24 protein-coding genes are annotated in these 25,846 nt (G+C 69.4%); 10 read left to right on the plus strand and 14 right to left on the minus strand.

All coding sequences use genetic code 11. The features are described from left to right. Window positions 1-218: 218 nt before the first annotated feature. Window positions 219-614 (plus strand): hypothetical protein, encoded by a 396-nt coding sequence (locus FMP39_RS20635; protein ID WP_141592032.1) that lies wholly within the window; start codon window positions 219-221, stop codon window positions 612-614. A 121-nt stretch (window positions 615-735) separates the two neighbouring features. Further along, window positions 736-1,773 carry a PA0069 family radical SAM protein gene (locus FMP39_RS20640; protein WP_141592033.1) on the plus strand — a complete coding sequence of 346 codons (1,038 nt, stop codon included), beginning with the start codon at window positions 736-738 and terminating at the stop codon, window positions 1,771-1,773. Between the two features lie 22 nt (window positions 1,774-1,795). Here FMP39_RS20640 and FMP39_RS20645 read toward each other — a convergent pair whose 3' ends face one another. The 3 genes from FMP39_RS20645 to serC form a co-directional block, all read right to left on the minus strand. Further along, window positions 1,796-2,044, minus strand: a complete 249-nt coding sequence (locus tag FMP39_RS20645; RefSeq protein ID WP_011554924.1) for a GlsB/YeaQ/YmgE family stress response membrane protein — start codon at window positions 2,042-2,044, stop codon at window positions 1,796-1,798. Window positions 2,045-2,227: 183 nt separating this feature from the next. Further along, entirely contained in the window at window positions 2,228-2,785 is a 558-nt protein-coding gene (locus FMP39_RS20650; RefSeq protein ID WP_011554925.1) for a chalcone isomerase family protein, read from the minus strand. A 41-nt stretch (window positions 2,786-2,826) separates the two neighbouring features. Beyond that, window positions 2,827-3,915: a 3-phosphoserine/phosphohydroxythreonine transaminase gene (serC, locus tag FMP39_RS20655; protein ID WP_141592034.1), complete on the minus strand. Its 1,089-nt coding sequence runs from the start codon at window positions 3,913-3,915 to the stop codon at window positions 2,827-2,829. A gap of 159 nt (window positions 3,916-4,074) precedes the next feature. On the opposite strand from serC, the gene FMP39_RS20660 reads away from it, so the two are divergent. The 5 genes from FMP39_RS20660 to FMP39_RS20680 are packed head-to-tail and all read left to right on the plus strand — an operon-like array spanning window position 4,075 to window position 11,041. After that, window positions 4,075-4,650 carry an RNA polymerase sigma factor gene (locus FMP39_RS20660; RefSeq protein WP_141592035.1) on the plus strand — a complete coding sequence of 192 codons (576 nt, stop codon included), beginning with the start codon at window positions 4,075-4,077 and terminating at the stop codon, window positions 4,648-4,650. A 6-nt stretch (window positions 4,651-4,656) separates the two neighbouring features. Beyond that, on the plus strand, window positions 4,657-5,475 hold the full coding sequence (locus FMP39_RS20665) for a hypothetical protein (protein WP_228558178.1): 819 nt from the start codon (window positions 4,657-4,659) through the stop codon (window positions 5,473-5,475). A gap of 10 nt (window positions 5,476-5,485) precedes the next feature. Next, the gene (locus tag FMP39_RS20670; protein WP_141592037.1) at window positions 5,486-7,129 is read left to right on the plus strand and encodes a caspase family protein; all 1,644 of its coding nucleotides are present in this window, start codon (window positions 5,486-5,488) and stop codon (window positions 7,127-7,129) included. Further along, window positions 7,129-8,253: a carboxypeptidase-like regulatory domain-containing protein gene (locus FMP39_RS20675; protein WP_141592038.1), complete on the plus strand. Its 1,125-nt coding sequence runs from the start codon at window positions 7,129-7,131 to the stop codon at window positions 8,251-8,253. The genes FMP39_RS20670 and FMP39_RS20675 overlap by 1 nt, the downstream gene beginning before the upstream one ends. Before the next feature lie 37 nt (window positions 8,254-8,290). Then, window positions 8,291-11,041: a PKD domain-containing protein gene (locus tag FMP39_RS20680; RefSeq protein ID WP_228558179.1), complete on the plus strand. Its 2,751-nt coding sequence runs from the start codon at window positions 8,291-8,293 to the stop codon at window positions 11,039-11,041. Between the two features lie 22 nt (window positions 11,042-11,063). On the opposite strand, the gene FMP39_RS20685 is transcribed toward FMP39_RS20680, so the two are convergent. The 4 genes from FMP39_RS20685 to FMP39_RS20700 form a co-directional block, all read right to left on the minus strand. Continuing rightward, the gene (locus FMP39_RS20685) at window positions 11,064-11,801 is read right to left on the minus strand and encodes a DUF2063 domain-containing protein (RefSeq protein WP_141592040.1); all 738 of its coding nucleotides are present in this window, start codon (window positions 11,799-11,801) and stop codon (window positions 11,064-11,066) included. Beyond that, on the minus strand, window positions 11,798-12,643 hold the full coding sequence (locus tag FMP39_RS20690; protein ID WP_141592041.1) for a DUF692 domain-containing protein: 846 nt from the start codon (window positions 12,641-12,643) through the stop codon (window positions 11,798-11,800). Before FMP39_RS20690 ends, FMP39_RS20685 begins: the two co-directional genes overlap by 4 nt. A gap of 114 nt (window positions 12,644-12,757) precedes the next feature. Further along, on the minus strand, window positions 12,758-13,003 hold the full coding sequence (locus FMP39_RS20695; protein WP_141592042.1) for a hypothetical protein: 246 nt from the start codon (window positions 13,001-13,003) through the stop codon (window positions 12,758-12,760). 58 nt (window positions 13,004-13,061) lie between these two features. Further along, window positions 13,062-14,741, minus strand: coding sequence for a hypothetical protein (locus FMP39_RS20700; RefSeq protein ID WP_141592043.1), 1,680 nt, complete (start codon window positions 14,739-14,741; stop codon window positions 13,062-13,064). A 208-nt stretch (window positions 14,742-14,949) separates the two neighbouring features. On the opposite strand from FMP39_RS20700, the gene FMP39_RS20705 reads away from it, so the two are divergent. Both FMP39_RS20705 and FMP39_RS20710 read left to right on the plus strand, forming a co-directional pair. Then, complete coding sequence (locus FMP39_RS20705; protein ID WP_141592044.1) at window positions 14,950-16,569, plus strand: short-chain fatty acyl-CoA regulator family protein; 1,620 nt, start codon at window positions 14,950-14,952, stop codon at window positions 16,567-16,569. An 8-nt stretch (window positions 16,570-16,577) separates the two neighbouring features. Next, window positions 16,578-17,453, plus strand: a complete 876-nt coding sequence (locus FMP39_RS20710) for a tetratricopeptide repeat protein (protein WP_141592045.1) — start codon at window positions 16,578-16,580, stop codon at window positions 17,451-17,453. A gap of 46 nt (window positions 17,454-17,499) precedes the next feature. Here the strand turns inward: FMP39_RS20710 and FMP39_RS20715 are convergent, their stop codons facing one another. The 3 genes from FMP39_RS20715 to FMP39_RS20725 all read right to left on the minus strand — a co-directional run bounded on the left by FMP39_RS20715 (window position 17,500) and on the right by FMP39_RS20725 (window position 19,748). After that, window positions 17,500-17,985 carry a hypothetical protein gene (locus FMP39_RS20715; protein ID WP_141592055.1) on the minus strand — a complete coding sequence of 162 codons (486 nt, stop codon included), beginning with the start codon at window positions 17,983-17,985 and terminating at the stop codon, window positions 17,500-17,502. Beyond that, window positions 17,982-18,764, minus strand: a complete 783-nt coding sequence (locus FMP39_RS20720; protein WP_141592046.1) for a sulfite exporter TauE/SafE family protein — start codon at window positions 18,762-18,764, stop codon at window positions 17,982-17,984. The genes FMP39_RS20715 and FMP39_RS20720 overlap by 4 nt, the downstream gene beginning before the upstream one ends. Window positions 18,765-18,854: 90 nt before the next feature. Continuing rightward, on the minus strand, window positions 18,855-19,748 hold the full coding sequence (locus FMP39_RS20725; protein WP_090493211.1) for a hypothetical protein: 894 nt from the start codon (window positions 19,746-19,748) through the stop codon (window positions 18,855-18,857). Window positions 19,749-19,889: 141 nt separating this feature from the next. Here FMP39_RS20725 and FMP39_RS20730 point away from each other — a divergent pair, with 141 nt between their 5' ends. Then, a complete protein-coding gene (locus FMP39_RS20730) occupies window positions 19,890-21,479 on the plus strand; it encodes a leucyl aminopeptidase (RefSeq protein ID WP_141592047.1) in 1,590 nt (529 codons plus the stop codon). A gap of 43 nt (window positions 21,480-21,522) precedes the next feature. On the opposite strand, the gene FMP39_RS20735 is transcribed toward FMP39_RS20730, so the two are convergent. From FMP39_RS20735 to lpxC, 4 genes are read right to left on the minus strand one after another with little or no spacing between them, the layout of a single operon-like run. Continuing rightward, window positions 21,523-22,140 (minus strand): hypothetical protein, encoded by a 618-nt coding sequence (locus tag FMP39_RS20735; RefSeq protein WP_141592048.1) that lies wholly within the window; start codon window positions 22,138-22,140, stop codon window positions 21,523-21,525. A gap of 53 nt (window positions 22,141-22,193) precedes the next feature. Continuing rightward, the gene (locus FMP39_RS20740; protein ID WP_141592049.1) at window positions 22,194-23,429 is read right to left on the minus strand and encodes a DUF4388 domain-containing protein; all 1,236 of its coding nucleotides are present in this window, start codon (window positions 23,427-23,429) and stop codon (window positions 22,194-22,196) included. Between the two features lie 26 nt (window positions 23,430-23,455). Further along, a complete protein-coding gene (locus FMP39_RS20745; protein WP_141592050.1) occupies window positions 23,456-24,541 on the minus strand; it encodes a thioredoxin domain-containing protein in 1,086 nt (361 codons plus the stop codon). Window positions 24,542-24,588: 47 nt separating this feature from the next. Further along, on the minus strand, window positions 24,589-25,533 hold the full coding sequence (gene lpxC / locus FMP39_RS20750; protein ID WP_011554945.1) for a UDP-3-O-acyl-N-acetylglucosamine deacetylase: 945 nt from the start codon (window positions 25,531-25,533) through the stop codon (window positions 24,589-24,591). Window positions 25,534-25,846 lie beyond the last annotated feature (313 nt).

Below are 25,846 nucleotides of genomic sequence, written 5' to 3' on the forward strand. Positions count from 1 at the left end.
CCGGTTTCCTCGCGCCATTGTAACGGCCAGGCGCGAAGCAAATCTGGCACTCACCTGAAGGGCTGGGTCAGCGCTCGCCGCCATCGCAATGCGTCATCCAACGATGCAATCCATTTCACCCCACCGGGTGTCAAAAACACACCATTTACATTAAGTGAAAACCCCCATACACACCGCGCGTTCCCAATTCGGGAACAACTAGCAATGAGGGGGAAGTCATGAAGAAGATCAATACGTTGGGAGTTGTGGGTCTGCTGTCTCTGGCTGCCGTTGGCTGCGGTGGGGAGTACACGCCGGAGGAAGAGCAGGCCATGCAGCAGCCTGAGTTGAGCGAAGTGGAGCAGGCCATGGAGTCCGCGTGGATTGACGCTGGTCAGACGCGCGACTTCTCGACCTGGCTGTTCGGCGTGACGCCGTTCTCCATCCAGAACGTCGGTACCGCCCCCACGTCGTATTACGCGTACTGCGGGAGCAACAACATCTCCGGTACCGTCAACGTCGGCCAGACGCACAGCAACCTGAACCTCAACTGCGCGTGGCCCGGGGCGCGGCTCTACGTGAGCAACACGAGCGGCACCGTCGGCACCCACAAGCTCTACGTCTGGACCTGGTAGCGCGCTGTTTCGGGAGCCCGCCATCCGGATGGCGCATTGGGGGAACTCTCTGCAGGGGGTTCCCCTTTTTCAGGGTCGCTCGCCCCTTGACTGAACGTGCTTTCAGGCCCACGGTGGGCGCATGAAGGCGCGTCCCATCGACAATCCGCCCAACCCCTGGGCGAGCACCGCGGTGGAGTACCTGGACGAAATCCCGCCGTCCAAGCTGGAGGTCTTCGAGGACCACAGCCGGCAGGTGCTGTCGCACAACGACAGCCCGGACGTGGGGTTCAGCTGGAGCGTCAATCCGTACCGGGGCTGCCTCCACGCCTGCGCGTACTGCTACGCGCGGCCCACGCACCAGTACCTGGACATGGGTGCGGGCACCGACTTCGAGACGAAGCTGGTCGTGAAGCCCCGGGCGCCGGAGCTGCTCCGCGAGTCCTTCGAGAAACCCTCCTGGAAGGGTGAGACCGTCGTCTTCAGCGGCGTCACCGACTGCTACCAGCCGCTGGAGGCCTCCTTACGGCTGACGCGACGCTGCCTGGAGGTCTGCGCCGAGTACCGCAACCCGGTGGGAATCATCACCAAGGGCGTACTCGTCGAACGGGACTTGGACGTCCTCCAACGGCTGGCCCGGGACGCCCGCCTGTGGGTCAGCATCAGCCTCCCCTTCCACAACGCGGAGCTGGCCCGGGCCATGGAGCCTTATGCCGCCTCCCCCATGCGCCGGCTGCTGACCATCCGCCGGCTCACCGAGGCGGGCATCGACGTGGCGGTGTCGGTGGCGCCCATCATCCCGGGCCTCAACGACGAGGACATCCACCGCGTGCTGGCCGCGGCACGTGAAGCCGGCGCCACCCGCGCGCACCACATCCTGGTGCGGCTGCCCGGCCCGGTGAAGGACGTCTTCGCGGAGCGGCTGCGCGCGAAGCTGCCCCTGCGCGCGGAACGGGTGCTCCACCGCATCCGGGAAACCCGCGGCGGGGAGCTCAACGACAGCCGCTTCAAGCACCGCATGCGCGGTGACGGCCTCTACGCGGAGACCATCCACCGCCTCTTCCACACGGCGGCGCGCAAGGTGGGCATCCGCGCCTCTTACATCACCGAGGACGCCCCGGACACCTTCCGGCGCCCGGAGCGCAAGCCGCCGCCCACGCCGCAGCTCAGCCTCTTCTGAGCGCGCACGCGGGCGGCGGGCGTCATTTCCGGATGGCTTGGACGATGGTGATGAGGATGACGGAGCCCACCGTCGCCACCAGCAGTGACCAGAGGTTGAAGCCCGTCACCCCGGTGCCGCCCATCAGACTGAAAATCCAGCCGCCAATCATGGCCCCGACGATGCCGGTGGCGATGTTGGCGAACATGCCCATGCGGGCGTTGGTGCCCTTGATGATGCTGGCCAGCCAGCCCGCGATGCCACCCAGCACCAACCACGTACAGATTCCCATGACGACCTCCTTCGTGCCCTCCGGTTGCTATCAGACCTCCCGCCCTCGCGCAGCGGCCGGCCGTCCTCATCTTGTACGCGCGAGCCACGGACGCATTGCATCCGGCCCCTGAAACGACGACGCCCCGTGCCTCGCTCGGAGACACGGGGCATCCACGCCGCACGTGGCGCGCACCGGAGTCACTCAGTCCTTGCCGAGCATCCCGTCACGCAGGCTGCCATCCACCGGGCTCTTGCCCACGAAGACGGAGAAGAGCGCGTCGGAGAAGTCCTTGCCCTCGACGGAGATCTCCTTGCCCGTCTTGCTGGACACCTGCGTGCCCTGGCCGGGGATGTACGTGAGGATGAGCTCGTCACCCTTCTTCACGTCCGGGATGGCCGCGTTGAAGGTGTCCAGCTTGGGCTGGAGCTCCGGCAGCTTGGAGCCCGCGTTCTTCTTGAAGCCGTCGCCAATGGCATCGACGATGGTCTTCTTGTCCAGGTCCCGCAGCATGTACATGCGCACGCGCTTGATCTGGTCCGAGCTGATGATGGCGGCGCCATCCTTGGACGGCGTCTCCAGGTAGAGCCCCGCCGTGTAGACCTTGAACACCAGCTTGCTGCGCAGGCCCACGCCGTTGAGCTTCAGCTCCTTGCCGGCAACGGACGCGGTCTCCGGGTACTTCACCCCCGCGACCTCCTTGGCGAAGGCCGGAGCGGCGAACATCAGGGACAGCACGACGGCGGTCAGCGTGGCTTTCATGAATCCTCCGGGTGTGGGTAATCCGTGCGGTTGGACGCAGCCTACCCGCGCGTCTTCACGAAGTGGTCCATGAAGGCGGCCAGCGTGCGCACATTCTCCACGCTCACCGCGTTGTACATCGAAACGCGGATTCCTCCGGCCGTCCGGTGCCCCTTGAGGCCCACCATTCCTTGCTGCTTCGCGTCAGCGACGAAGGCCGCCTCCAACGCTTCCGTGGGCAACTGGAAGACAGCGTTCATCACTGAACGGGACTCGCGCTCCACCGGCGCGCGGTAGAATTCCGGGTGCCGGTCCACGGCCCCGTAGAGCAACGCCGCTTTCTCCCGGTTCCACTGCTCCAGTTGCGCGAGCCCCCCCACCGACTGAATCCAGGCCAGGACGTTGCGCACCAGGTAGATGGCCAGGGTAGGCGGCGTGTTGTAGAGCGAGTTGTTCTCCGCGTGGGTGGTGTAGCGGAAGATCTTCGGAATGTCCGTCCGCCCCCGCGCGATGAACGCCTTGTCGGCCACCACCAGCGTCACGCCGGAGGGCCCCAGGTTCTTCTGCGCGCCCGCGTAGATGAGGCCGAAGCGGCTGACATCGAAGCCCTTCCACAGGAAGTCCGAGCTCATGTCCGCCACCAAGGGCACGTTCCCCACGTCCGGGAAGGTGTGCCACTGGGTGCCGAAGATGGTGTTGTTGCTCGTCAGGTGGACATACGCCGCGTTCGACTCGAGGCGCAGCTCATCCTGGCGGGGCACCCGCGTGTAGCGCTTGTCCGGCTGCGCCGTGCTCACCGCGACGCGCGGCGTGCCGTAGTACTTCGCCTCGTCGAAGGCCTTCTCGCTCCACACGCCCGTCATGAGGTAGTCCGCGCTGGCGCCGGGCCGCAGGAAGTTCATCGGCACCTGGGCGAACTGCTGCGAGGCGCCGCCGGTGAGGAACAGGACCTGGTGGGTGTCGGGAATCCCCAGCAGCCGGGTCAACAGGGAGATGGCTTCGTCGTGGACCCCCTCGTATTCCCGCCCCCGGTGGCTGTGCTCCATCACCGACATGCCGGAGCCCTGGAAGTCAATCAGTTCGTCCCGAGCCCGCTCGAGGGCCGGTAGTGGCAATCCGGCCGGGCCGGCATTGAAGTTGATGACGCGCATGTCAGTGTCCCTTCTTGAAATGAACGGCCGCGGCGACATTCTTCCCCCCAGCGCCCCCCCGGGTGCCAGCGAGAAGAAGGTTGCCCGCTTGCTTCCATGGAGACGGTAGCGTCCACCGGCCCTGTGGCCGGCGGGCCTTGACGAGGGTCTGGAGGACAGGTGGGTGCGTCGGAGGGACTGACGGATTGGGTGCGGCGGGCAGCGCATGGGGAGGCGTCTGCCTATAGCGAAATCTACCGGCGCACACGCCCCCTGGTGGCGCGGCTGGTGGGCGGCTTCGCCCAACTGGACTCGGATGAGGTGGAGGACGTCATCCAGGAGACCTTCGTCCGGGCGTTCCGGGCGCTCCCGCGGCTGAAGGAGCCCGGGGCCTTCGAGTCATGGCTGCTGTCCATTGCCCGAAACCGGGCCCGGACGCGGCTGGAGCGGAAGTCCAGTACCCGGCGGCTGGAGGAGGACGTGGCGGACCCGGAACCGGAACCGGTCCCCCACATTCCCGAGGCGCTGCAACTGGAGCGTGACATCGAGGTGGTGCGGCGACTCATCGCGGAGCTGCCCGAGGGCGAGGAGAAACGGACGGTGCACCTCTTCTACGTGGAGGGTGAGCTGTCCGCGCGGGAGATTGCGGAGAAGCTGGGCGTGGGAAAAAGCGCGGTGACGATGCGGCTGGAGCGGTTCCGGTCTCGAATCAAGCGCGAGCTGCTGCGGCGAGTCCTCGCCGGCCGGTGGGAGTGAGTGTTCATGAAACACCTGAACGATGGCGCACTGAGCGCCCTTTCCCGCCGAGAGCCCGAGGCCGTGGCCTACTTCGCCACCCACCTGGCTCACCCGTGTGAGACGTGCGAGGCGTTCCTCGCCACGCACCCGGGCCCGGGCCTGCTCGACGGCCAGGTGGACTCGCTGCTGCTGGGGCTCGCTCCGACGGGCGCGTCCGCCCCGCCCCTGGATGACCTGGGTCTGGCGCGCGTGCGGCGCGCGCTGCGGGCCCATCGGCCCGCGGCCGGGCACTGGGGCCTGGTCGCCGGAGGACTTGCCGCGTGCCTGCTGGCGGTGGTGTTGCTGCCCCGCATGCGGGCGGCGGACCCGGCCGGCCAGGAAGGCTCCGCGGTGGAATGGACGGGTGAGAAGGGACGCCTGGCACGCATCGCCCTGGAGCTGTCGGTGGTGGCACGCGACAGCGCGGGAGTCCTGCGGCGTCTGGACCCGGGCAGCCTGGTGGAGGATTCGGATGTGTTGCTCCTGCGCTACCACGCCACCGAGGCGGGCACCGCCCTGCTCTTCGAGCAACGGCAGGGCGCGGCGCCGGAGCTGCTGGGCCACTTTCCCCTGGTCGCGGGCACCCACGACCTGCAGGGACCGCAGGGGCTCGCGGGCGTGAGCCTCGCGGGAGAGGAAGGCCCGGTGACGCTGTGGCTGGTGGGCTCCACCGGTGAGCCGCCTGAGGCCGAGACGGTCAGTGAAATGTTGGAGGGACGAAACGGAGCAGGCCCCGAGGGTCAGGACCCACTGGCCATCATCCGGTTCGACGTGAGCGTGCGAAGCAGCCAGAATCGTCCTTGAACGGTTCCACGTGAGGCGACTCCTTCCCATCCTGCTGGCCTGCCTGGCCGCGTGCGCGACGCCCTCCTCCTCCGGGGAGAAGGGCGGACTCGTCCCGCTGAAGCTCGATGAAGCGTCGCTGTCCAGCGCCTACAAGCCGCGCCGGATGGCCCTGCTGGTGGGCATCGCCTCGTTCGACGACCCGCGCTGGAAGGGGCTGCGCTACACCGTCAAGGACGCCCATGACCTGGGCGCCGCGCTGAAGGACCCCGCGCGCGGCGGGTTCGACCAGGTGCGCATGCTCACCCGCCGCGAGGAGACGACGCGCGAGGCCATCCTCGCGGCGCTCCGGCAGCTCAAGAAGGAGGCGAGCCGGCCCGACGACGTGGTGGTCGTCTACTTCTCCGCGCACGGCACGCTGGCGCGCGACGCGAAGGGCGAGCTGCGGCGATACCTGGTCACCCGCGACGCGGCCTACCGGGACATTCCCCAGACGGCGCTGAGCATGGACACGCTGAAGGAGGAGTTCGACGGGCTGGCCAGCCGGCGCCGCATGCTGGTGCTGGCCACCTGCCACAGCGGCAGCGGCAAGTCGTTGCTGCCCAAGGAATTGAAGGCGGAGCTGGAGGGCATCAAGTCCGGCTTCTACACCCGGCCGCTGGAGGAGTCGTCGCGCGCGTCCATGGTCTTCGCCGCCTGCGACTGGGGCGAGACGGCGCGCGAGGACGAGAGCCTGCGCAACGACATCTACACCCACTTCCTCATCGACGGCTTGAGCGGCGCGGCGGACCGCAATGGTGATGGCGCCGTCACTGCCACTGAAGCCCACGACCACGCACGCCGCCGCACCTTCGCCTTCACCGAGGGGCGGCAACGGCCGTCGGCGGAAATCATGGAAGTGGGCGCGGACCCCGTGGTGCTCTCCGGCAGCATCACCCGGACGGGCCGCCCCGAGCTGTTCTCCTACAACCCGCGCCTGGACGGCTTCACGCTCAAGGTGGACGGCGAGGAGCGCACGGACCTGCCCGGCGGCGCGGCGGTGGCGCCCGGCAAGCGGACGGTGGAGCTGACCAAGGGCGACGCCGTCCTCATGCGCCGCGACGTGGAGGTGGGCCAGGGGGACCGTCTCCCCCTGGAGCGCCTGATGGCGGAGGCCTTCCCTCGGCGCTCGCTGTCGCTGCTGGGCGGCCTGTTCAGCTTCGCGGATGCCCGCAGCCGCGCGGAGCTGCTGCCCGTGTCCCCCGAAGTCGCCCTGTCCTTGCGGCTGGAGGACCAGCCGCTTCAGGATTTCGGATTGCTCTTCGACGTGGCCTTCAGCACCGGCGACCGGGCCCTGCAGCTGACGCCGGGCAGCGAGGTGCCCTTCCGGTACACCACCATCTCCGCGGGCGTGGCCCTTCCCTACCTGTGGCGCTGGGAGCGGCTGACGTTGTTCGCGGGGCCGCGTGTGGCCGGCCTGCACCTCAGGCGGTCCTTTGACGTAGAGGCCGCCGTCAACGGGCAACGGTTCTTTACCGTCAGCCCCGGCGTCGTGGGCGGCATCGTGTGGCGGGTGGGTGAGCGGCTGGAGCTGATGACACAGGCCCAGTTCATGCTGACGTATGTCGTTGTGGATGGGCAGGGGCAGGCCGTGGGTTTCACGGGTGGCTGGGCCGGCGCGGGATATCGATTCTGATGCGCTCGACGATTCACATCGCGGTAGCCACCCTCGTGGCCTGCTGCGCCGCGGGCTGCGGCAACCTGGAGAACGCCCCCTTCCGGGTGGGCACCGTGCATGGGCAGCTCACGGAGAGCGACCCCGCGGTGGCCATGGTGTCGCTGGTGGGCCAACCCGGCGTGAGCAGCCCTGTCGACGCGGACGGGCGCTTCACCCTGGAAGACGTGCCCACGGGGATGGCGGAGCTCTTCATCATCGCCACGACCGAAAAGGCCGCCCGCGTCCAGGTGCGGGTATTGGGTGGCCAGTCCGTCCAGGTGCAACCGGTGGCGCCCACGCCCGCGGGCTTCCTCGACTTGCACGTGAAGACGACCAACGGCTTCCGGCTGTCCGCGGCGGAGGCGTCCGTGGAGGGCACCCCCTTCCAGCGGCTGCTGCTGGACGCGAGGGGGCGGCTGCGCGTGGGGCCCCTTCCGGACGGCTGCTACACGGTGACGGTGACGGCCCTGGGATTTCCAGCCACCCAGGCCCAGGACTGCGCGGGCCCGGGCGAGAAGAAGGAGCTCAAGGTCGACCTGGTGGTGGACGAGTCGCTCCTCGACCTGGGCTGCCAGGAGATTGGCTGCGAGGACGGCCTGGTGTGCGCGCCGAACAAGAAGTGCCTGGAGTGCTTCGGCAACTCGCACTGCGGCGAGGGATTGACCTGCAAGGGCAACCGCTGCGAGGGCCCGGGTCCCCTGTGCGCGCCCTGCACGGGTGACTGGCAATGCGCCGCAGGGGCGCACTGCGAGGCGCTGCCCGAAGGAAGCGCCGCGTGCGCCACCCGGTGTGGCGGCGACGATGACGTCCCCCCCTCCGTCGAGGCCCCGCCGGACGACGTTGGGTCGGCACAGTGCGCGCCGGGCTTCACCTGCCAGTCCGGGCGGTGCCTGCCGAATGCCGCGAACTTCGCGGGCTGCCATGCCCTGCGTCGCATGGACGCGCCCTGCACCGACGACGCGAGCTGCCACGAGCTGGGACTGCTCGAAGGGCGCTGTGTCAGCGGGGCCTGCACGGCGCCCTGCGCAACGGACCTCGATTGCCCGGGCAGCCGGCGGTGCGTGGATTCATCGGCGGGCCGCGTCTGCCAGGCCGGGACGTGACCCCGTGGCGAGCCAAGGCCCCCCTCGGCTCCGCCTCGTGCTGGTCCCGCTGTACGCCGCCACGTTGTGGGGCTGTGGGCCAGTCCCCCGCCCTCCGTCAACGCCGGACAACACGCCTCCCCGGCTCGAAGTCAGCCCCACCCTGGACATCATCCCGGTGCGCGTGGGCCAGGCCGTGGAGTTCGCGGCCACCGTCGAGGATGCGGAGGAAGGCGCAGCGTTGGGCGCCAACGTGCTGTGGGTGTCCTCCGTCGAAGGGCAACTGGCCCGCGGCGAGCGCGCCACCCTCGCCTTCCGCGAACCCGGAGCGCAGCGGCTGACCGCCTCGGTGGTGGACGCCGGTGGACTGGCCGCGAGCGCGTCACTCCACCTGAACGTCCTCGCGCGGGGGGCTCCCGTGGCCACCGTGCTGCGCCCCGCGCCGGGCAGCACCTTCAACCTCGGCGAAGTGCTGGGCCTGGAGTGCATGGCGATGACGGAGCGTGGCGTGCGGCTCCAGGGGCGCGCGGTGCAGTGGACATCCGCGCTGTCCGGGCCGCTGCCTGCCGGTGACGTGGTGCGGGCGACCTTGTCCGTCGCCGGCGAGGACACCCTCCGCTGCACCGCGGTGGACTCCGCCACGAAGGTCTCCGCCACCGCCGAAGTGCGCGTCACCGTCCGCGCCACACGCGCCCCCAGCGTGCGCATCCTCCGGCCCGAGCCCACGGAAATCTTCGTGAAGCAAGGCGAGGCCCCGCCCCACGGCGCCTCCGTCCGCTTCGCGGCCACCGCCCAGGACTTCCATGCCGAGGGAGGCGCGGGCAACCTGGACGGCGCGGTGGAGTGGAGCCTCGCGCCCTCGGGGCAACCGCTGGGCCGAGGCCCGGCCCTGACACACGCCTTCACCACGCCCGGCGTCTACACGGTGAGGGCGCGGGTGGTGGATGGGCGCGGCAACACCGCCTCGGACAGCGTGCGGGTGCGGCTGGTCACCAACCTTCCGCCCCGGTGCGAGCTGGAGCTCCCCACGACCGAGAATCCACGCGTGCTCGTGGGTGTCCCCAGCCGGCTGCGGGCCCACTGCGTAGACCCGGAGACGGAGCAACGGGTGGAGCCCATCTGGACCACCAGCGCCGAACCCACGCCCCTTGGCACGGGTGAAGCCGTGAGCGCCGTGCTGTCCGTGGCCGGTGCGCAGGTGTTGTCCGCGTGCGCCGTGGACCCGGAGGACACCGCGTTGCGCGGCTGCGTGGAGCGGCCGGTGCGCGCCATCATCAACACGCCGCCCACGGGCTGCTCCATCCAGGCACCGCTTCCGAACGCGGTGGTGAACGCGGGTGTGCCGCTGACGCTCACGGGTTCGGCGTCGGACGCGGAGGATGCGCGGACGGGCCTGCGCTACACGTGGGTGTCCTCGCGGGACGGCGCACTGGCCCAGGGTCCGAGCACGCACACCGTCCGCCTGTCCACGCCCGGCCACCACGTGCTGACGCTCACCGCGACGGACCCGTGGGGACTGGCCTGCGCGGCGGCCGTGGCCGTCACCGTGAACGGCGCGCCCGACGTGCGGGTGGAGAGCGTGATGCAAGGACTGTTGGATTGCGGCAGAGGCCCATGCCTGGAGGGGCAACCCGTGGTCCTCACCGGCTTCGCGAGGCCCGCCGCCCCCCAGGGCCACATCGCGGAACTGGCGTGGCTGGACAACCTGGCGGGGAGCCTCTTGACGGTCGCGCAGCCGGTGCCCACCGCCACCCTCGCCTTCCCCCTCGCCGGTCGCCATACGACGGTGCTGGCGGCCACCGACCAGGACGGCGCCGTGAGCCGCGCGGCGACGTCCTTCACGGTGCTGCCGCTGGGACGCGCGCGGTTGATGGAGGACGTCCCGGACGCGCAGCGGCCCGTGGTGGCCCTGGCACTCACCCCGGACGGGCTCCGCTACGCGGATGGCACTTCTTCCCGCGTGTATGCGGAGCGTGCGTCCACGACGGTGCTGGACGTGAACGCCCCGGCCCTGTCGCTCCATGTGTTTCAAGGTGGCAACGTGCTCTTCGTGGGCACCGACGGCGGCGGCGTGCTCCGGTGCGTCCAGCGCACCTGCACCCGGCACACGGGCGCCATGCTGGGGGCCACGGGCGCGGCGGTGACCGCGGTGGCCGCATGGGAATCCCCGGACGTGCTGCTGCTGGGCACCCGCCGGGGCCTGGTCCTCACACGCGCGAGCGACCCCGCCTCTGGAGGACGCGCGGGCACCGTGGGAGGCCGCCGCCTGCTGGAGGGACGCGAGGTGCGCCAGCTCGCCATCTCCCCGGACTCCAGCCCGGAACGCGTGACGGCCTGGGCGGCCACGTCGGACGGCCTGGCGGAAATCACCATCTGGGCGGACGACGACTTCGAGCCCGGGCTCGCCGACGTCTCGGTGCGGCTTCACGCTCCGCCCGCCATCCCCGATGACGACGTCCTCTCCGTGACCGTGGGGCCGGAGGGCCAGGTGTTCGCCGGCACGAGGAAGGGCTTCAGCGCGCTGGGACAACCCGGTCCCGCGCTGCGCGACGCCCCCTGGAGACTGCAGGACGAGGAGATTCGCACGCTCCACTTCGAACGGCAGGCCGTGGACGCGCGCACCCGGGACATCCTCTGGGCCGGCACGAAGAACGGGCTGGTGCGTTATGACGTGTCAGCAGACATCGCCACCCACTTCGGAACGGAAGAGGGCCTGCCGGACCCGGACGTGAGCGCCCTGCTGGTGGCTCCGGGAGGACCGCGCTACGTGGGCACGGCGAGAGGTCTGGTGACGTACCCGTGGCACTGAGCGCCCAGACAGCGCGGGCCCTTCATTCCCCGTCGCTGTCTTCCGGGAGGAACACCAGTCCGTCGCGGCCGAAGCGCGCCACCGTCGCGCGCAGGTCGGCTTCCGCCATGCCCGTGGCCGCCACCACGTCCGCCAGGGCCAGCCCTTCCACCGCCATCTTCAACACCAGCAGCGCCGGTGGCGTGGCGGCCATGTAGAGCGTCTTCAACTGCTCCGGGTGGCGCCACAGCAGCGCCAGCTCCGCGCCTGCCTCCGGTGACGTCGCGGCGCCTCGGGCCCGCACATACGCGCAGAGGTGGAAGTCGTGCTCCAGCACCACCAGGGTGGGATTGGCAGTCAGCCGCTCCACGCGCTCGGGCGAGGGCTCCAGGGACGCGAACACCGCGAAGTCGGTCCACTCGAAGCGGGCCAGTGCGGGCACGAAGGACGCCAATCCCCGCGAGGCCGCCGCGTCCGCGAGGAACGCGGGAAAGCCTTCGCACAGGTGGTTGAGCTCATGGTGCCGAGAGGGCCGCGTCCGCGTGAAGGCCACCACCAGGTCATCCCATGCGTCCTGCCCCAGGGCCTGGCGCGTCAGCGGAAAGACCTTGTCCAGCGCGGAGCGCACATGGCCGAGCACGAAGCTGCCGTAGAGCGACACCCGCTCGCGCGGCGCCTCCCACCCCGGGTGCCTCGCGTACAGCGCGGCCAGCGACTCCGGGCCGGGCTCGGCGAGGTAGTCCCCCATGCTGTCGAAGAAGTCGCGCAGGGACGGCTTCATGGGCCGGCGACCTCCCGCAGCGATGCTCGCGCAATGTCCGCCTCGTCCAGCACCGCGTCCAGGGAAGGAAGGTCCTGGTCCCACTCGATGAGCGTCGCCACCGGCCCGGTGCGCGCCAGCACGTAGCGGTAGAGCGACCACACGTCGTCGCAGACGCGGTCGCCATGCGTGTCGACGATGACGTCCGGGTAGCAGGTGTGGCCGGCCAGGTGAATCTGCACCACGCGCTCCAGCGGCAGGGCATCCACGAAGGCCCGCGCGTCGTAACCATGGTTGCGCGCGTTGACGTAGACGTTGTTCACGTCCAGCAGCAGCCCACAGTCCGCCTGCTCCACGACGCGGCGGAGGAAGTCCGCTTCCCGCAACGTGCCACCGGGCATCCGCGCGTAGTAGCTGGGATTCTCCAGCAGGAAGGGACGGCCCACCCGGTCCATCACCTCGCGCACGCGGGGCACCACGTGCTCGACAGCGGCCTCGCTGAACGGCAGCGGCAGCAAGTCGTGCAGGTACACACCGTCCAACCGCGAAAAGCAGAGGTGGTCGGAGAAGAAGGGCGCGTCCACCCGCTTCACCAGCGCCGCCAGTCCCCGGACATAGTCGTCGTCCAGCGCGTCCGGGCCGCCGATGTTCAATCCCACGCCGTGGGGCAACACGGGCCACCGCTCCGCGCATGCGTCCAGCGCGCGCTGCGAGCGCCCACCCAGCGACAGGAAGTTCTCCGGGATGATCTCCACCCAGTCGAGCGTCCGTTCGGTGCGCGGCAGCTCCGCATAGAAGCTCCTGCGCAGCCCGATGCCCGCGCCCAGCGGCTTCAACCCATGTCGCTGTGCGTACGTCACCACGGCAGAAGCCCTCTCGAAACATGGGAAACAACCCGGGCGGCGGTGGCGCTGCTCAACCGCCCGGCAACGAGGGCCCGGCCTTCACCAGGCCCTCGGAACTTCCGTCCGGCGGAACTACTCCTTCTTCTGGCCGCTGCAGGAGCCGGAGCCGCACGAGCCGGCGCCACAGCTACCCTCGGCGCCCTTCTCCTCGGTCGCGGCCGGAGCGGCCTCCTGCGACTCCGTGGCGCCGCTGCTCTCCGCGCCAGTCTCCTCGGCCGTGGCGGGCTCCATCTCCGCCGACTTCTTGGTCGCACAACCCGTGGCCAGCGCGGCCAGGGACAGGGTGCCGACAACCGCTGCAAGCGCCTTGACGTTCATGGATGAGACTTCCTTTCGGTACTGCGTGGGGGGTGTTGTGTGGAGGTCGCGGTTGCATTCAGGGTGTTTCGCCGTGGCTGCGCCGACCGACCACCGAATCACGCAACAGACTGTCTCGAGCAGGTACCAGCGAGACGCCGTTGGGTCCTTCCTGGACACCCAGCGCTTCTAGCAGACCGGCCTGCTCCGCAAAAGCAGGCTGCGGCAAGTGCCGCTCCAGCAGAGCATTGAACAGCGGCTGTCCCGCGACGGCATCCACCGCGGCACCGAATGCCCCGAAGGTCGAGGAACTGCCGCGAGCCGCGAGCAACTCCAGCACGTCATCCAGCCCGCGCGTGTTTCCAGTGATACGGCGCAATTCCACATCCAGATGCAACGCGAAGAGCGCTCCCGTCCAATAGACAGCGAGCGAAAAGCTGTCTTGAGACACGGCCTCCTGCATGGTTCGCGTGTCATTGCCCTCGAGCCCCCGAGCGAAGCCGCCCAGCAGCTCCTCCCAGGCGCGCCGCGAGTCCTGGCGTCCGGAGCGCGCACGCGCGACCTCCGTGTAGTAGGTGGCCAGCCCCTCCGACAGCCACGGCACGCGGGGCACGAAGACAGGATGGGTCAGGTGCAGCATCTCGTGGACGGCCACCCAGTCCCGCGCGAAGTCCTCCGGCCGCGCCTCCTGCCCCACGCTGATGGAGATGCTGGGCGGCGAACTCCAGCGCACCATGCCGAAGACGCTGGGCCCGTCGTGCCCGGGCGCGGGGATGACCCGCACGGTGATGCGCGGATGCGGGAAGGCGCGCCGCACGGTGCGGACCTCCTCTGCGGCCTTGCCCAACCAGGTGCAGACGGCCGCGTCGCTCAGGTGCGTGAAGTGTCCCAGGATGGCCACGTCCAGCACCGCGTCCGGCAGGCGCACCTGGCACCGGCGGCCGCCGAAGCCGTGGAAGCCCGAGTCCACCAGGTCCTCGCCGCGCAGCCGGTACACGCCATTCTCTCCGGGCTGCCACGGCAGCAATGCGTCGGTGCCCACCAGCGACAGCTCCACGCGAAGGCCCGGCTTCACCACCCGCGGCCGGATGAGGTACGCGCGGCCCGCGACGTGCCGCGCATCGCCGTCTCCGGAGCCCTGGAAGAAGTCCGGGCCGCGCTCGCGAATGGAGGCGTCCAGCGCGTAGCGGTAGCGCAAGAAGCGCGTCCCCCGTGGCAGCAAGACGCGGCCCTCCTGGACGGGCAACGTCTGGACGCCCCCATCCTCCCGGTGCGCGGACACCGTCGTCACGGCGCCCGGCTGGCTGAAGAGGAACTCGCGCGGCGTGCCTCGCACCAGCACCACCTCCACGTCCACCGCGTGCTCCGGCTCGCGCACGTAGGTGAGGTTGTAGCGCAGCGCCGCCGCATCCTCCCTGGGGTGGTGGCGCAGCGGCGCCTGACACGACATCAGCGACAGGCCGAGCAGGATGACGGCGGCGGCTCGGGCACGCATGCGCAGCGGTGCCCTGCTCCACCTTCGCGGCCCTCCATGCCCACCGTCCATAAGTGGCGAAGGTTCGCCCATGACACGCCGAAGGTGAATCGTCCCCTGGCAGCGTGCGCCCCGCTCAGCCCCCACCTTCGATCGCACCCGAGCCCCGGACTGTTCTTGTAAACCGGCGTTTTTCCCTTTACCGAAACGCGTTTCGCCTATGCCGCAGTGCAGCAGTAAATGCTTGACAAGGCGCTGTAGCGAGCGTGACGACAGGTTCCCCACACGCCCAAAAGGGCAGTGATTTCATGAGGTTCAATGTAGCAGGCACCCCGGCTCCGACCGCGGTCCAGCCGGTCCGTCGCAGGGCCGACAGGGGTCCTCGTGGATGAAAAGGATCATTGCAAATCGGTAAATCGATTTGCAGAGTGGGTAAAGAGCCCGAGGCGCGCGCGGCCATTCGCGATCGCCGAAGGCGTCAACGCACCCGGCCATGAACGACAACGCACTGAACGCCAACGTGGGCCTGAAGCTTCGGGGACTGCGCCTTGCACGGAACATCAAGCAGGCGGACGCAGCCAAGGACCTGGGCGTTTCCCCCGCGTACCTGAACCTCATCGAGAAGGGGAAGCGGGTGATGCCCTTCCCCCTGCTCTGGAAGGCCCTGCGCTACTTCGACCAGGACCCCGAGCAGTTCATGTCCACGCTGGGCGAAGGCCGCGTGGACGAAGCGCTCGCGAAGCTGCTGGACGAGCCGCTCCTCAAGAGCCTCGACATCGACCCGGAGTCGCTCCAGTCCCTCTCCGCGGAGCCGAAGCTCGCGGGCACGGTGGCGGCGCTCTTCAACCTCTACAAGAACACCCGCACGCAGCTGGAGAACGTGCTGGCACAGCTCAACGTCGAGGAGCGCACGCGCGCCCAGGGCGGCCCGGGCAACGGCACCTCGCCCGGCGTACGCTTCGACTACTCGCCCTTCGACGAGGTCAGCGACTTCCTGGAGAAGCACCGCAACTACTTCCCGGAGCTGGAAGAGCAGGCGGACGCGCTGCGCCGCGACGTGCGGCTGGAGCGGCAGATCACCAGCGGTCAGCTCATCCGGCTCCTGGAGGAGCGCTTCGGCTACCGCGTCCTCTTCGACGACCCGTCCCCCTCCGGCTCATCCGTGGTGCGGCGGTTGGACCCGGAGGAGCGGACGCTGACGCTGTCGCCCTTCCTCACCGAACAGCCGCTGAAGTTCCAGATTGCCGCGTCCATTGGCCTGCTGGTGATGGACCGCGAGAAGCTGCTGGAGCGCGTGCTGGACGCGGGCCGCATGCGCCACGGCGAGACGCAGCGGCTCATCAAGGTGAACCTGGCCAACTACTTCGCCGGCGCGCTGATGCTGCCCTACGGGGACTTCTTCAAGGAGGTTCAGCGCACGCGCTACGACGTGGAGCTGCTGTCGAGCATCTTCGGCTCCACCTACGAGACGGTGGCCCACCGCCTGTGCAACCTGTCGGACCCGAAGCGCCCCGGGCTTCCGTTCCACTTCCTGCGCGCGGACATCGCCGGCAACATCTCCAAGCGCTACAGCGGCACCGGCATCCGCTTCGCCTCCGGCGGCGGCAGCTGCGCCAAATGGGCCGTGCACCTGGCCTTCCTCAACCCGTCCCAGCTGACGCGGCAGTACTCCATCATGCCGGACGGAACCGCCTATTTCTGCTTCGCCAAGGTGCAGCTCCAGCCGATTGAGGGCTCCATCGTCAAGGGCACCGCGTACTCCATCGGCCTGGGCACCCACGCGGAGAACGCCAAGTACCTGGCCTACGGCCTGCCCACGACGGACCTGCGCAAGGACGCCATTCCGTCCGGCATCTCCTGCCGCTTCTGCGAGCGCACCGACTGCAACCAGCGCGCGGCGGCCAGCTACCGTTTCGCCTTCGCCTTCGACGAGTACACGAAGAAGGACTGCTTCTTCTCCCCCATCCTCGTCCACGAAAAGGCCGACAAGGTGGAGAAGGACCGGCACCCCAGCGCCCATTCCCTGGCCGTGGCCGCCAACGGGACTCACGGGAGCGAGAAGGACGATTCGTTGGACAAGACCTCCCGCCGCCGCAAGGGTGGCGACGCCTGAGGCCCCCCATGCACCACCCGCCCGAAGACACCCAACGCACCCACATCCTCGACGCCATCCAGAAGCAGAAGAACGCGCTGGCGCCGCTGCGCATCACCGGCTCGCCCACCGAGGTGGGACAGGGGCTGGTGAACCTGGCCGAGCTGCACGGTCTGCTGGAGGACCACGCCGCCAGCCGGCAATTCTACGAAGAGGCGCTCGAGAAGTTCCAAGAGGCCCAGTACAAGCCCGGCCAGGCGCAGGCCCTGATGGGACTGGGCGTGGTGAAGGCGAACTTCGAGGATCACCTCGGCGCCATCGAGCAGATTGCCCGCGCCGCCATGCTCTTCAACGAGTCCAAGGACCGTGAGGGCGAGGCCCTGGCCCGCGCCTGCATCGGCGAGTCCCTGCGCTCGCTGGGCCAGCCGGAGGCCGCCGAGGAGAAATACCAGGAGGCGCTCATCCTCCTGCGCCAGACGCGAAACACGGAGCGGGTGGCGCGGCTGCTCATCGACATCGGCGACATCCGCATGGAGAAGGGCGACTACGAGCCCGCGCGCAAGCGCTTCCTGGAGGCGGTGCCCCTGCTGGAGCAGGGCGATGACCCGGAGGCGCTCGCGCTGGGTCACCTGCTGCTGGGCGAGTCCGAGGGACTCCTCGGCAACCACGAAGGTGCGCGCCCGCACCTGCTCCGCGCGGTGGAGCTGTACCAGGAGGTGCACGACCACGCTTATGAGGCCCGCGCCCGCTGGGACTTGGGCCTGTCCTGCTACTACCAGCAGGACTTCGCGGCGGCCCGCAAGCAGTTCGAGACGCTGATTCCCCTCTACGGGGATCTGGGTCAGACGGGCGAAGTGGCCAAGGTCCAGAACATCCTGGCCCACTTCACCGCGCGCGGCGTGTGAGCGCTCCTCCCTGACACCGGGGAGAGCGCCGTCACACGCGCTCTTCCTAGGCTTGGATGCCGGTGCCCACCGCGATGGCGAGCAGCCCCAGCACGCCCGCGGCCATCACCATGTAGCGCCACTCACCCCGCAGGCCCAGCAGCGTGCCCGCCACCGCGAGCCGCGCCACGGGTGTCACCAACAGCAGGGACGCGGCGCCCTTTCGCAATAAGTCGATGGCGACGTGCACGCGCTCGGATTGGGGCATGGCCTCCAGCCCCAGCGACAGGACGAACATTCCGCCGCTGACCACCGCGCCGACGCGCAGCACCCGTGCAATCCACCGGTCCCCCACCACCGCGCGCTCACGGTGATGATGCCGCACCTGCTCCGCCGCCCCCGCGTCCGGTTGCGCCATGGGCGCCCCGTCCATGGGGGGCGTCAGCGACGCGGCCCCTCCCGTCACTGCCACGTTGCGCGCGACGGCGGGATGCTCCGCTGTCACCGCCGACACGGAAGCACATGCCGCGCGTGCCTCCTCGGGTTCACTCACTTCAGGATGCTCGGCCACAATCCCTCCCCTCCCTTCCACAGCATCTGTCCCGCGACCACCAGCAACACCACCGCGAACAAACGCTTGAGCACCGCCGTGGGCACCCTCGGCATCAGCCGACTGCCCACATATGCGCCTCCCAGGACACCCACCACCAACGGTGACACCAGCGCCAGTTTCAGATGGCCCCTCAACGCGTACGCGGCAACGCTCGCGGCGCCGGTGACGCCAATCATCAGGTTGCTCGTCGCGCTGGCCACCTTGAACGGCACGTGCATGCCGTACGCCATCAGCGGCACCTTGAGCGGTCCTCCGCCCACCCCCAACAGCGAGGACAGGCCACCGGCCACGAAGGAACCGGAGATGCCCAGCGGGTAGTTGGCGGGCACGTAGTCGTCCATCGCGGCGGGCTCCTGGCGCGGCGAACGCAGCAGCAACATCTGCAGCGACACGTAGAGCGTGAAGAGCCCGAACACCACCGCCACCATCGCCGGCGCCACCATGGCGGCCACCATGCCGCCAGCGATGGCGCCCAGCACCGTCGCCAGCTCCAGCGACAGCCCCAGGCGGATGTCACTCAGGTGTTTGTGCACATAGCCCGCGGCGGCGGAGCACGAGCTGGCCACCACGCACATGAGGCTCGCGGGGATGGCCTGCTCCAAGGGAATGTCGAACCCCAGCACCAGCGCGGGCACCAGGACGATTCCGCCTCCGATGCCGAGCATCGCACCCAAGGTACCCGCGAGTGCACCCACTGCGATGAGGAGTAGGACCGTCATTCCTCTTCGAGGATAGGAGCGGCCTCGCGCTTCGGACAGCGCCATTCCCCGAGGGGAATCGGGCTCGCCAGGACGCCTGCTCTGCAGGTGTCACGCCGCCCGTGCGCCCAGCGTCCCTTCGGGGAAGGCCTCCAGGAAGCGGGCTCGCGTACGGGGCGTGAAGGTGCCCCTCGCCATGTAGCCGTGCAACCGACGCAGGACGCCACGCGCCGTCTCCAGCGTGCCTTCCACCTCCGCGGCGAAGTCGAACGTGTCGTTGCGGTAGAGCTCCTGGAACGACAGCCGCGCATAGGCCGGCAACGCGCGCGCGCGGCCCATGGGACTTGAAAGGAAGAGACCGGAGACGTACAGGCCGCGCACCCAGCCATCGACCTCCGACTTGCTGGGCGCCTGGCCCACACGCTCCTGTGAGGACAAACGGACCAGCTCGTAGAGGCCGCCGCCAATGCCCCGCCATGGGAAGCCCAGGCTCTTCACCACCTGACACTTCTCCCGCACCCGCGGCGTGCCGAGCAGCTCCATGCCGTGCAGCTCGCGCAGATAGAAGAGCGTCTGCGCCCATTCGATGTCGCGGTGCGCCTCGAGGGCACGCTCACCGCGGCGGCGGTGTCGCACCACCAACCTGTCCACCACCGGATACAGACGGCGGTCCAGGCACAGGTGCGTGAAGTACCCCGCGAGCACCGCGAGGCCAGGCTCGGTGCCCACCAACGCGCCGGAGGCCACCAGCTCCGCCATCTTCAGCCCGAAGCCCACCGGGGCGCGCTCATGGTACAGCCGCGCGAAGTGCGGCAGCTCCCGTTCGGGCAGGAAGGCGGCGAGCCCGCCCCGGATGCCTTCGCACAACGGGAGGTCTGGCAGCGCGGCGCCGAAGCGCGCATACGGCAGGTCCTCCGACAGCGCACGCACCCAATCCGCCGGCAGCTCGCCCGGGTTGGCGGCCATCCGTTCAATGGCGGTCAGATGCATCAGCAGCGTGGGCATTCCCCACACTGCTACCCAGTGCAACGAAGCAATGCAATGCTCGAATGAAATCCAACGCTTTGCGTGTAACAGGGCGGGCGTTACAGTCCGCGCCCTTTCCACCAGCCCAAGCCTTTTCACTGTTCAGGAGTTCCACGGCCCATGAACTTCAGCTTCGTCTCCGGCGATGCCACACGGACGAGCGGCGACCTGCTCGTCATTCCCCTCTTCGAGGGCGAGCTGGGAGACAGCGCCCCGTCCTCCCTCTCCTCGGCGGACGGCGCCCTGGAAGGACGCCTGCGCGGCGCCGCCACCCAGGAGGGCTTCAAGGGACGCGCGGACCAGAGCCTGGTGATGCACACCCTGGGGCGCACGTCTCCCGAACGCGTGCTGCTGCTGGGCCTGGGAAACCGCGCCCGCTTCCACCCGGAAGTGCTGCGGCTGGCCGCTGGCCGCGCCGCGAAGACGGCGCAGCGGCTCAAGGTCACCTCGGTGGCGTTCGCCCTGCCGGCCACCGAGTCCGCGCAGGACGCGGTGCGCGCCGTGGTGGAAGGCGTGGCGCTGGGCGTCTACCGCTTCGACAAGTACAAGTCCTCCGCGCGCGAGGAGAAGAAGGGCGCCGCGAAGCTGGGCAAGGTGTTCCTGGTGCTCCCCGAGGGCACGGAGCGCACGCGCGAGCTGGATGACGCGCTGACGCTGGCGCAGCGCGTCGCGGAGGCGACCAACTGGGCCCGTGACCTCGTCAACGAGCCGCCCAACGCGGTGACGCCCACGGTGCTGGCCGAGGCCGCGCGTCAGGCCGCGAAGGAAGGCGGACTGAAGGCCACCATCGGCGGCCGCCGCGACATCGAGAAGCTCGACATGGGCATGTTCCTCGGCGTCACCGCGGGGAGCACCGAGGAGCCTCGCCTCATCCACCTGACGTACACGCCCAAGAACGCGCGCGACGCCAAGCAGCCGCCGCTGGCGCTGGTGGGCAAGGCCGTCACCTTCGATTCGGGCGGCCTGTCGCTCAAGCCGACGGACGGCATGGTGGACATGAAGACGGACATGGCGGGCTCGGCCGCGGTGCTGGGCGCCATGAAGGTCATCGCCGCGCTCAAGCCGCCCTTCCCCGTGCACGCCTTCATCGGCGCGTGCGAGAACATGCCGGCCGGCAATGCCTACAAGCCGGGTGACATCCTCACCTCGCGCCTGGGCAAGACGGTGGAGATCACCAACACGGACGCGGAAGGCCGCCTGGTGCTGGGCGACATCCTGACGTGGGCCACCGAGCACAAGCCGGCCGCCATCATCGACCTGGCCACGCTCACGGGCGCCTGCGTCGTCGCGCTGGGCAACTACATCGTCGGCGCCTTCGGCGACCACGAGGAGACGGTGACGCAGGTGCTCCAGGCCGCGCGCACCGCGGGCGAGGAGATGTGGCGCATGCCCATCAGCGACATGCAGAAGGACGCCCTGCGCTCCGAGGTCGCCGACATGAAGAACTCCGGCGAGCGCTGGGGTGGCTCCATCAACGCCGCCATCTTCCTCCGCGAGTTCGTGGGCGAGACGCCGTGGGTGCACCTGGACATCGCGGGTCCGGCGAGCAGCCCCAAGGAGCGTGGCTACCTGGGCAAGGGCGGCACCGGCGTGGGCGTGCGCACCCTGGTGGAGTACGTCCGCCTGCGCGCGCAGACGCAGGACACCGCGCCCGTAGAAGCGGCGCCCAAGGCCAGCAAGGCCAGGCCGGCCCGGAAGCGCGCGAAGTAGCGCGGCCTTCCAGACAGAGGGCGTCCCGGATGAAGGGGCGCCCTCAGCGCTGGGGCACCTTCCACGCCGTCACGGGCCCCGCGAGCGGGCGGACGCCCTGGATGAGCGCATCCACGCTCTGGGGCACGTCCGCCGCGGCCTGCGCCGGCCAGGTGGCCAGCATCATCAACACGCGCCCGGGGATGCCTTCACGCACGGCCACCTTGCCGTGCACGCCATCCCCCACCTGGAAATCGAAGCCCACCGCGGTGTCCGACAGCGGAATGGGCGCCGGGTCCGTGGTGGTGAAGCCCGGGTGCTGGCGGAGCCCTTCGGTGAGCCGCTCCGCGAACTGCGTGGGAGAGGCCACCGCGGGCGCCACCTGCAACACCACCTGCGCTCCGGAGACGTTGTGACGGAGGATGACGGGAATGGCGAGCCCCTCCGGCGTGCGCTCATTCGTCTCGTCCAGCTGCCAGTCCGCCGTGGGCCGGATGATTTCGAAGCCCAGGTCCTCGTCCACGTAGCGGCGCGTCGTCGAGCGGCTGTCCTCGCTCGCGGCCTCCGCTGATGGGGCGGTCCCGGAGCCGCCGGTCCCCCCGTGCTTCATCGCCTGGCGAGCGCCACCGCAAGCCGTCGTCAGCGCCAGGAGTCCCCACACCCACTTCCGCATCGCGACCATGCCCGCTCCCCGCCCCGAACGCCGTGACGGCGAACGTGGGCACGGGCGAACCCCTAGGCCAGTCCTCCTTGGAGGGTGCGGTAGGTGTTGGACAGCCGCTCCGCCACGTCTACGGGCAGGACGTTGCGCGCTGAAAACAACGCATAGGACACGAAGGCGTCCAGGGCCTCCAACGTGAGGGCCCGGCCCACCGCCTCGCCTCCCGTGGAGAGGTTGGCCCTCAGCCGCGCCACGTCCACGCGCCCGTCCGCCGCCAGCGTCACCCCGGCGTACGCGTCCTCCAGGCCCTGCGGCGGCGCGTCGAGGAAGCCGCGCAGCAGGTCCGTGTGCTTTCCGGCCTCGCGCAGGGCCCGGTGCACCAGGGACAACAGCAGGTTGTAGCGCTCCTCCGCGGACAGCAGCTCCCAGGCCATGCCCTCCACGGCGGGCGCCTGCGCCGGAGGCGGCGCTGCGGGGTGGACGGCCACGTTGCCGCCGCGCACCGCATCCTCCAGCCACGTGTAGAAGGCGTGCGGGCCGCCTTCATAGGATGCGCGCAGGCTGGCCAGCGGCAGCCCGTCCGCCAGCCTGGCGAACAACCGCGACTCACCAGGCAGCGGTCCTTCGGGCCCCAGCGTGACGCGCGTGTCGTCCGGGAAGCGCCGACGCAGGCGTGACACCAGCTCCGCCCGCTTGATGCCGGTGAGGACCAGGTCCCGCGTGCGCTCGGGCAGCTTCACCACGTCCGCCATCGGCGCGGGGCCTTCGACGAAGACGAAGCTGCCGTCCTCCAGTTCGAAGAGGCTGAGCACCACCTCACGCACCACGTACGTCATGGCGCTGTACAGGTTGGCCTCGGAGACGAGCCCTTCCGACGTCAGCACCTGGCCAATGCGGCGCGACGGCGTCACGCGCGACAGGGCCTGCGTCAGTTGCGCCTGCGTCAGCAAGCCCAGGCGGAGCAGCGCCGCGCCCAGCCGCTCCCAGCGCTCCGTGGAGGTGGCGAACACCACCTGTCCGTCCCGGAAGGACACCGTGCGGCGCCCCGTCGCGTGCTGCACCGCCAGCAGGCCGCTGCGGATGCCGGACAGGACGTGGGCGAAGACTTCCTCCACCGACAGGGTGCGCAGGCTGCCGGCGAGGAAGCCAGCGAAGCCGGGCGGCTCCTGGAGGAGGACCATCCCCTCCGGCCCATTGAACCAGGCCAGGAGGGGATGGGAGGGGGACAACCCCTGGGAGAGCGGCCGCTCCAGGTCGAGCGATGCCGCATCACCCACGAGGCGGGGCGTGGCCTTGGGTCGGTTCGCCACTGCCCACCTCGTCCAACTGCCGGGGACTACTTCTTCGGCGCGTTCAGCTCCGCGTCGATGATGCTCTTGAACTCTTCGAAGGGCTGCGCGCCGGACAGCAGGATGCCGTTGATGAAGAAGGCCGGGGTGCCAGACACGCCCGCCTGCTTGCCCTCGGCCAGGTCCTTCTGAACGATGGCGCCCTTCTCACCCGAGTCCAGGCAGGCGTTGAACTTCGCCGTGTCCAGCTTCAGGTCGGCGGCGTACTTCTTCAGGGAGTCCACGCCCAGCGCCTGCTGGTTGGCGAAGAGCAGGTCGTGCATCTCCCAGAACTTGCCCTGATCGCCCGCGCACAGCGAGGCCTCGGAGGCCTTCGGCGCCTCCTTGTGGAAGTCGAGCGGGAAGTGGCGGAACACGATGCGGACCTTGTCGCCGTACTCCTGCTGCACCTGCGCCAGCGCCGGGTTGGCGCGGCTGCAGAACGGGCACTGGAAGTCGCTGAACTCGACGATGGTGACGGGCGCGCCCTCAGGACCACCCTTGGCGGCGCCCGTGGCGGCCACCTGCTTGCGGACAACCGGGGGACGCGGCGGCTCCGGCAGCGTCAGCTTGACATTGGCGGACTTGCGCAGCTCCTCGAAGAGGGCCTGCGCGCGCTCCTGCTTCGGCTGCTGCGTCAGGAACTCCACGATCTGCGGCTTCATCTGCTCGTAGGTGGAACCCTCGGGCAGCTGGCCAGCGGCACCGTCGTAGACTTCCTTGATGCGCTCCTCGGTGGGCGCGGGGACCTTGTCGTCGATCTCCGCCTTCAGGTACGCCTCTTGGGAGAGGCCACGCTTCTTGGCCTCGGCATCCACGAGCTTCTCCGTCACCATGCCGTCCAGGCCACGCTTCAGGAGCTGCGACTTCTGCTTCTCCAGGTTGGCCAGCGGCTCCTGGAGGCGCTCGTTGAGCTCCTTGTAGGTGATCTTCTGCCCGTCGCCGAACGTCGCGACGACAGTGTCGGGCGCGGGCTCACCTGCGGCCTGCTGCGCCGCGGGAGCGGTGGCCGGCGCCTTCTCCTTGTTACAGCCGGCGGTGAAGGTGGCCGCCAGGAGCGCGGCGAGGATGACGCGGGTGGGACGGTTGAGCATATCCCGCCCACTTAGCCGAGCCTTACCGGACCTGCAAGTTAATGACGTCAGGCGACAAGCGGCTCGAAGTCCAGCGCGCCGGCCAGTCCAGAGAAGCCCAATCCCATGCCCTCCAGCTCGCGGCGGCGGGCGGGAACGATTTCGTAGCAGCTCGGGTCGGACATCACCTTGCGCACCAACTTGTGATTGAGCGCGTGGCCCGTCTTGTACGCCGTCATGTGGCCAATGACGGGCCGGCCGAACAGCGACACGTCGCCGATGGCGTCCAGGATCTTGTGGCGAACGAACTCGTCCGGGAAGCGCAGCCCGTCCGGGTTGAGGATGGAGACCTCGTCCACGACGATGGCGTTCTCCAGCGAACCGCCCCGGGCCAGGCCCATCTGCTTCAGCTTCTCCACGTCCCGCAGGAAGCCGAAGGTGCGCGCGCGGGAAATCTCACGCGCGAAGTCCCGGTCACCGAAGTCCAGGTCGAAGGACTGGCCCTGGATGACGGGGTGCTCGAAGTCGATGGTGCAGCTGATGCGGAAGTGCCGGGCCGGCGTGAGCGAGGCCTGCTTGTCGCCGTCCACCACCGACACCGCCTTGCGGATGACCAGCAGCTCCTTGGGCGCCTCCTGCTCCCGCACGCCCGCGCTCTGGATGAGCGCCGCGAAGGGCGCCGCGCTGCCGTCCATGATGGGGACTTCCGGACCGTCCAGCTCCACCCGGAGGTTGTCGATGCCCATGCCGGCCAGCGCCGCCATCAGGTGCTCCACCGTGCCCACGCGGACACCGTCACGGCCCAGCGTCGTGGCCAGCGACGTGTCCACCACGTACTCCGCCAGCGCGGGGATGCTCACCGGGCGGGCGAGGTCCGTGCGCACGAAGACGATGCCATGCCCCGGGGGCGCCGGGCGCAGGGTGAGCGTCACCCGGGCACCCGAGTGGAGTCCCACGCCCTGCAGGGAGGCGATCTTCGAGAGAGTGCGCTGGTTGTAGGAGGACGGTCGCATTGTGGGTGTCGCCTCGTGGCTTCTCGGTGCTGCGGAGCTTCCGCTCCAGACCCGCCGGAGGGCTGGAAACGTTCATCAGTGGTCTGATGTGACGCGCGAGTCCAGCAATCAGCATGCCACTTCCCTGTGACATGCCTGGCAGCGCCGCGGGTTTGAAATTCAGCTCCAACCCCTTGGAGTTGCTTGGCTTTTTCGTGCGTCATCAGGGGCGCCGGTTCCGGCCTGGCGCCCCTCCCCCCGTGGCGGATTGCTGATTCCCTCCTGAACCGCGACACCGATGTCGGGGATTTGTCATCCCCGCCCTTGGCATCCC

Source organism: Myxococcus sp. AB056 (assembly GCF_006547365.1).
GTDB lineage: Bacteria > Myxococcota > Myxococcia > Myxococcales > Myxococcaceae > Myxococcus > Myxococcus virescens.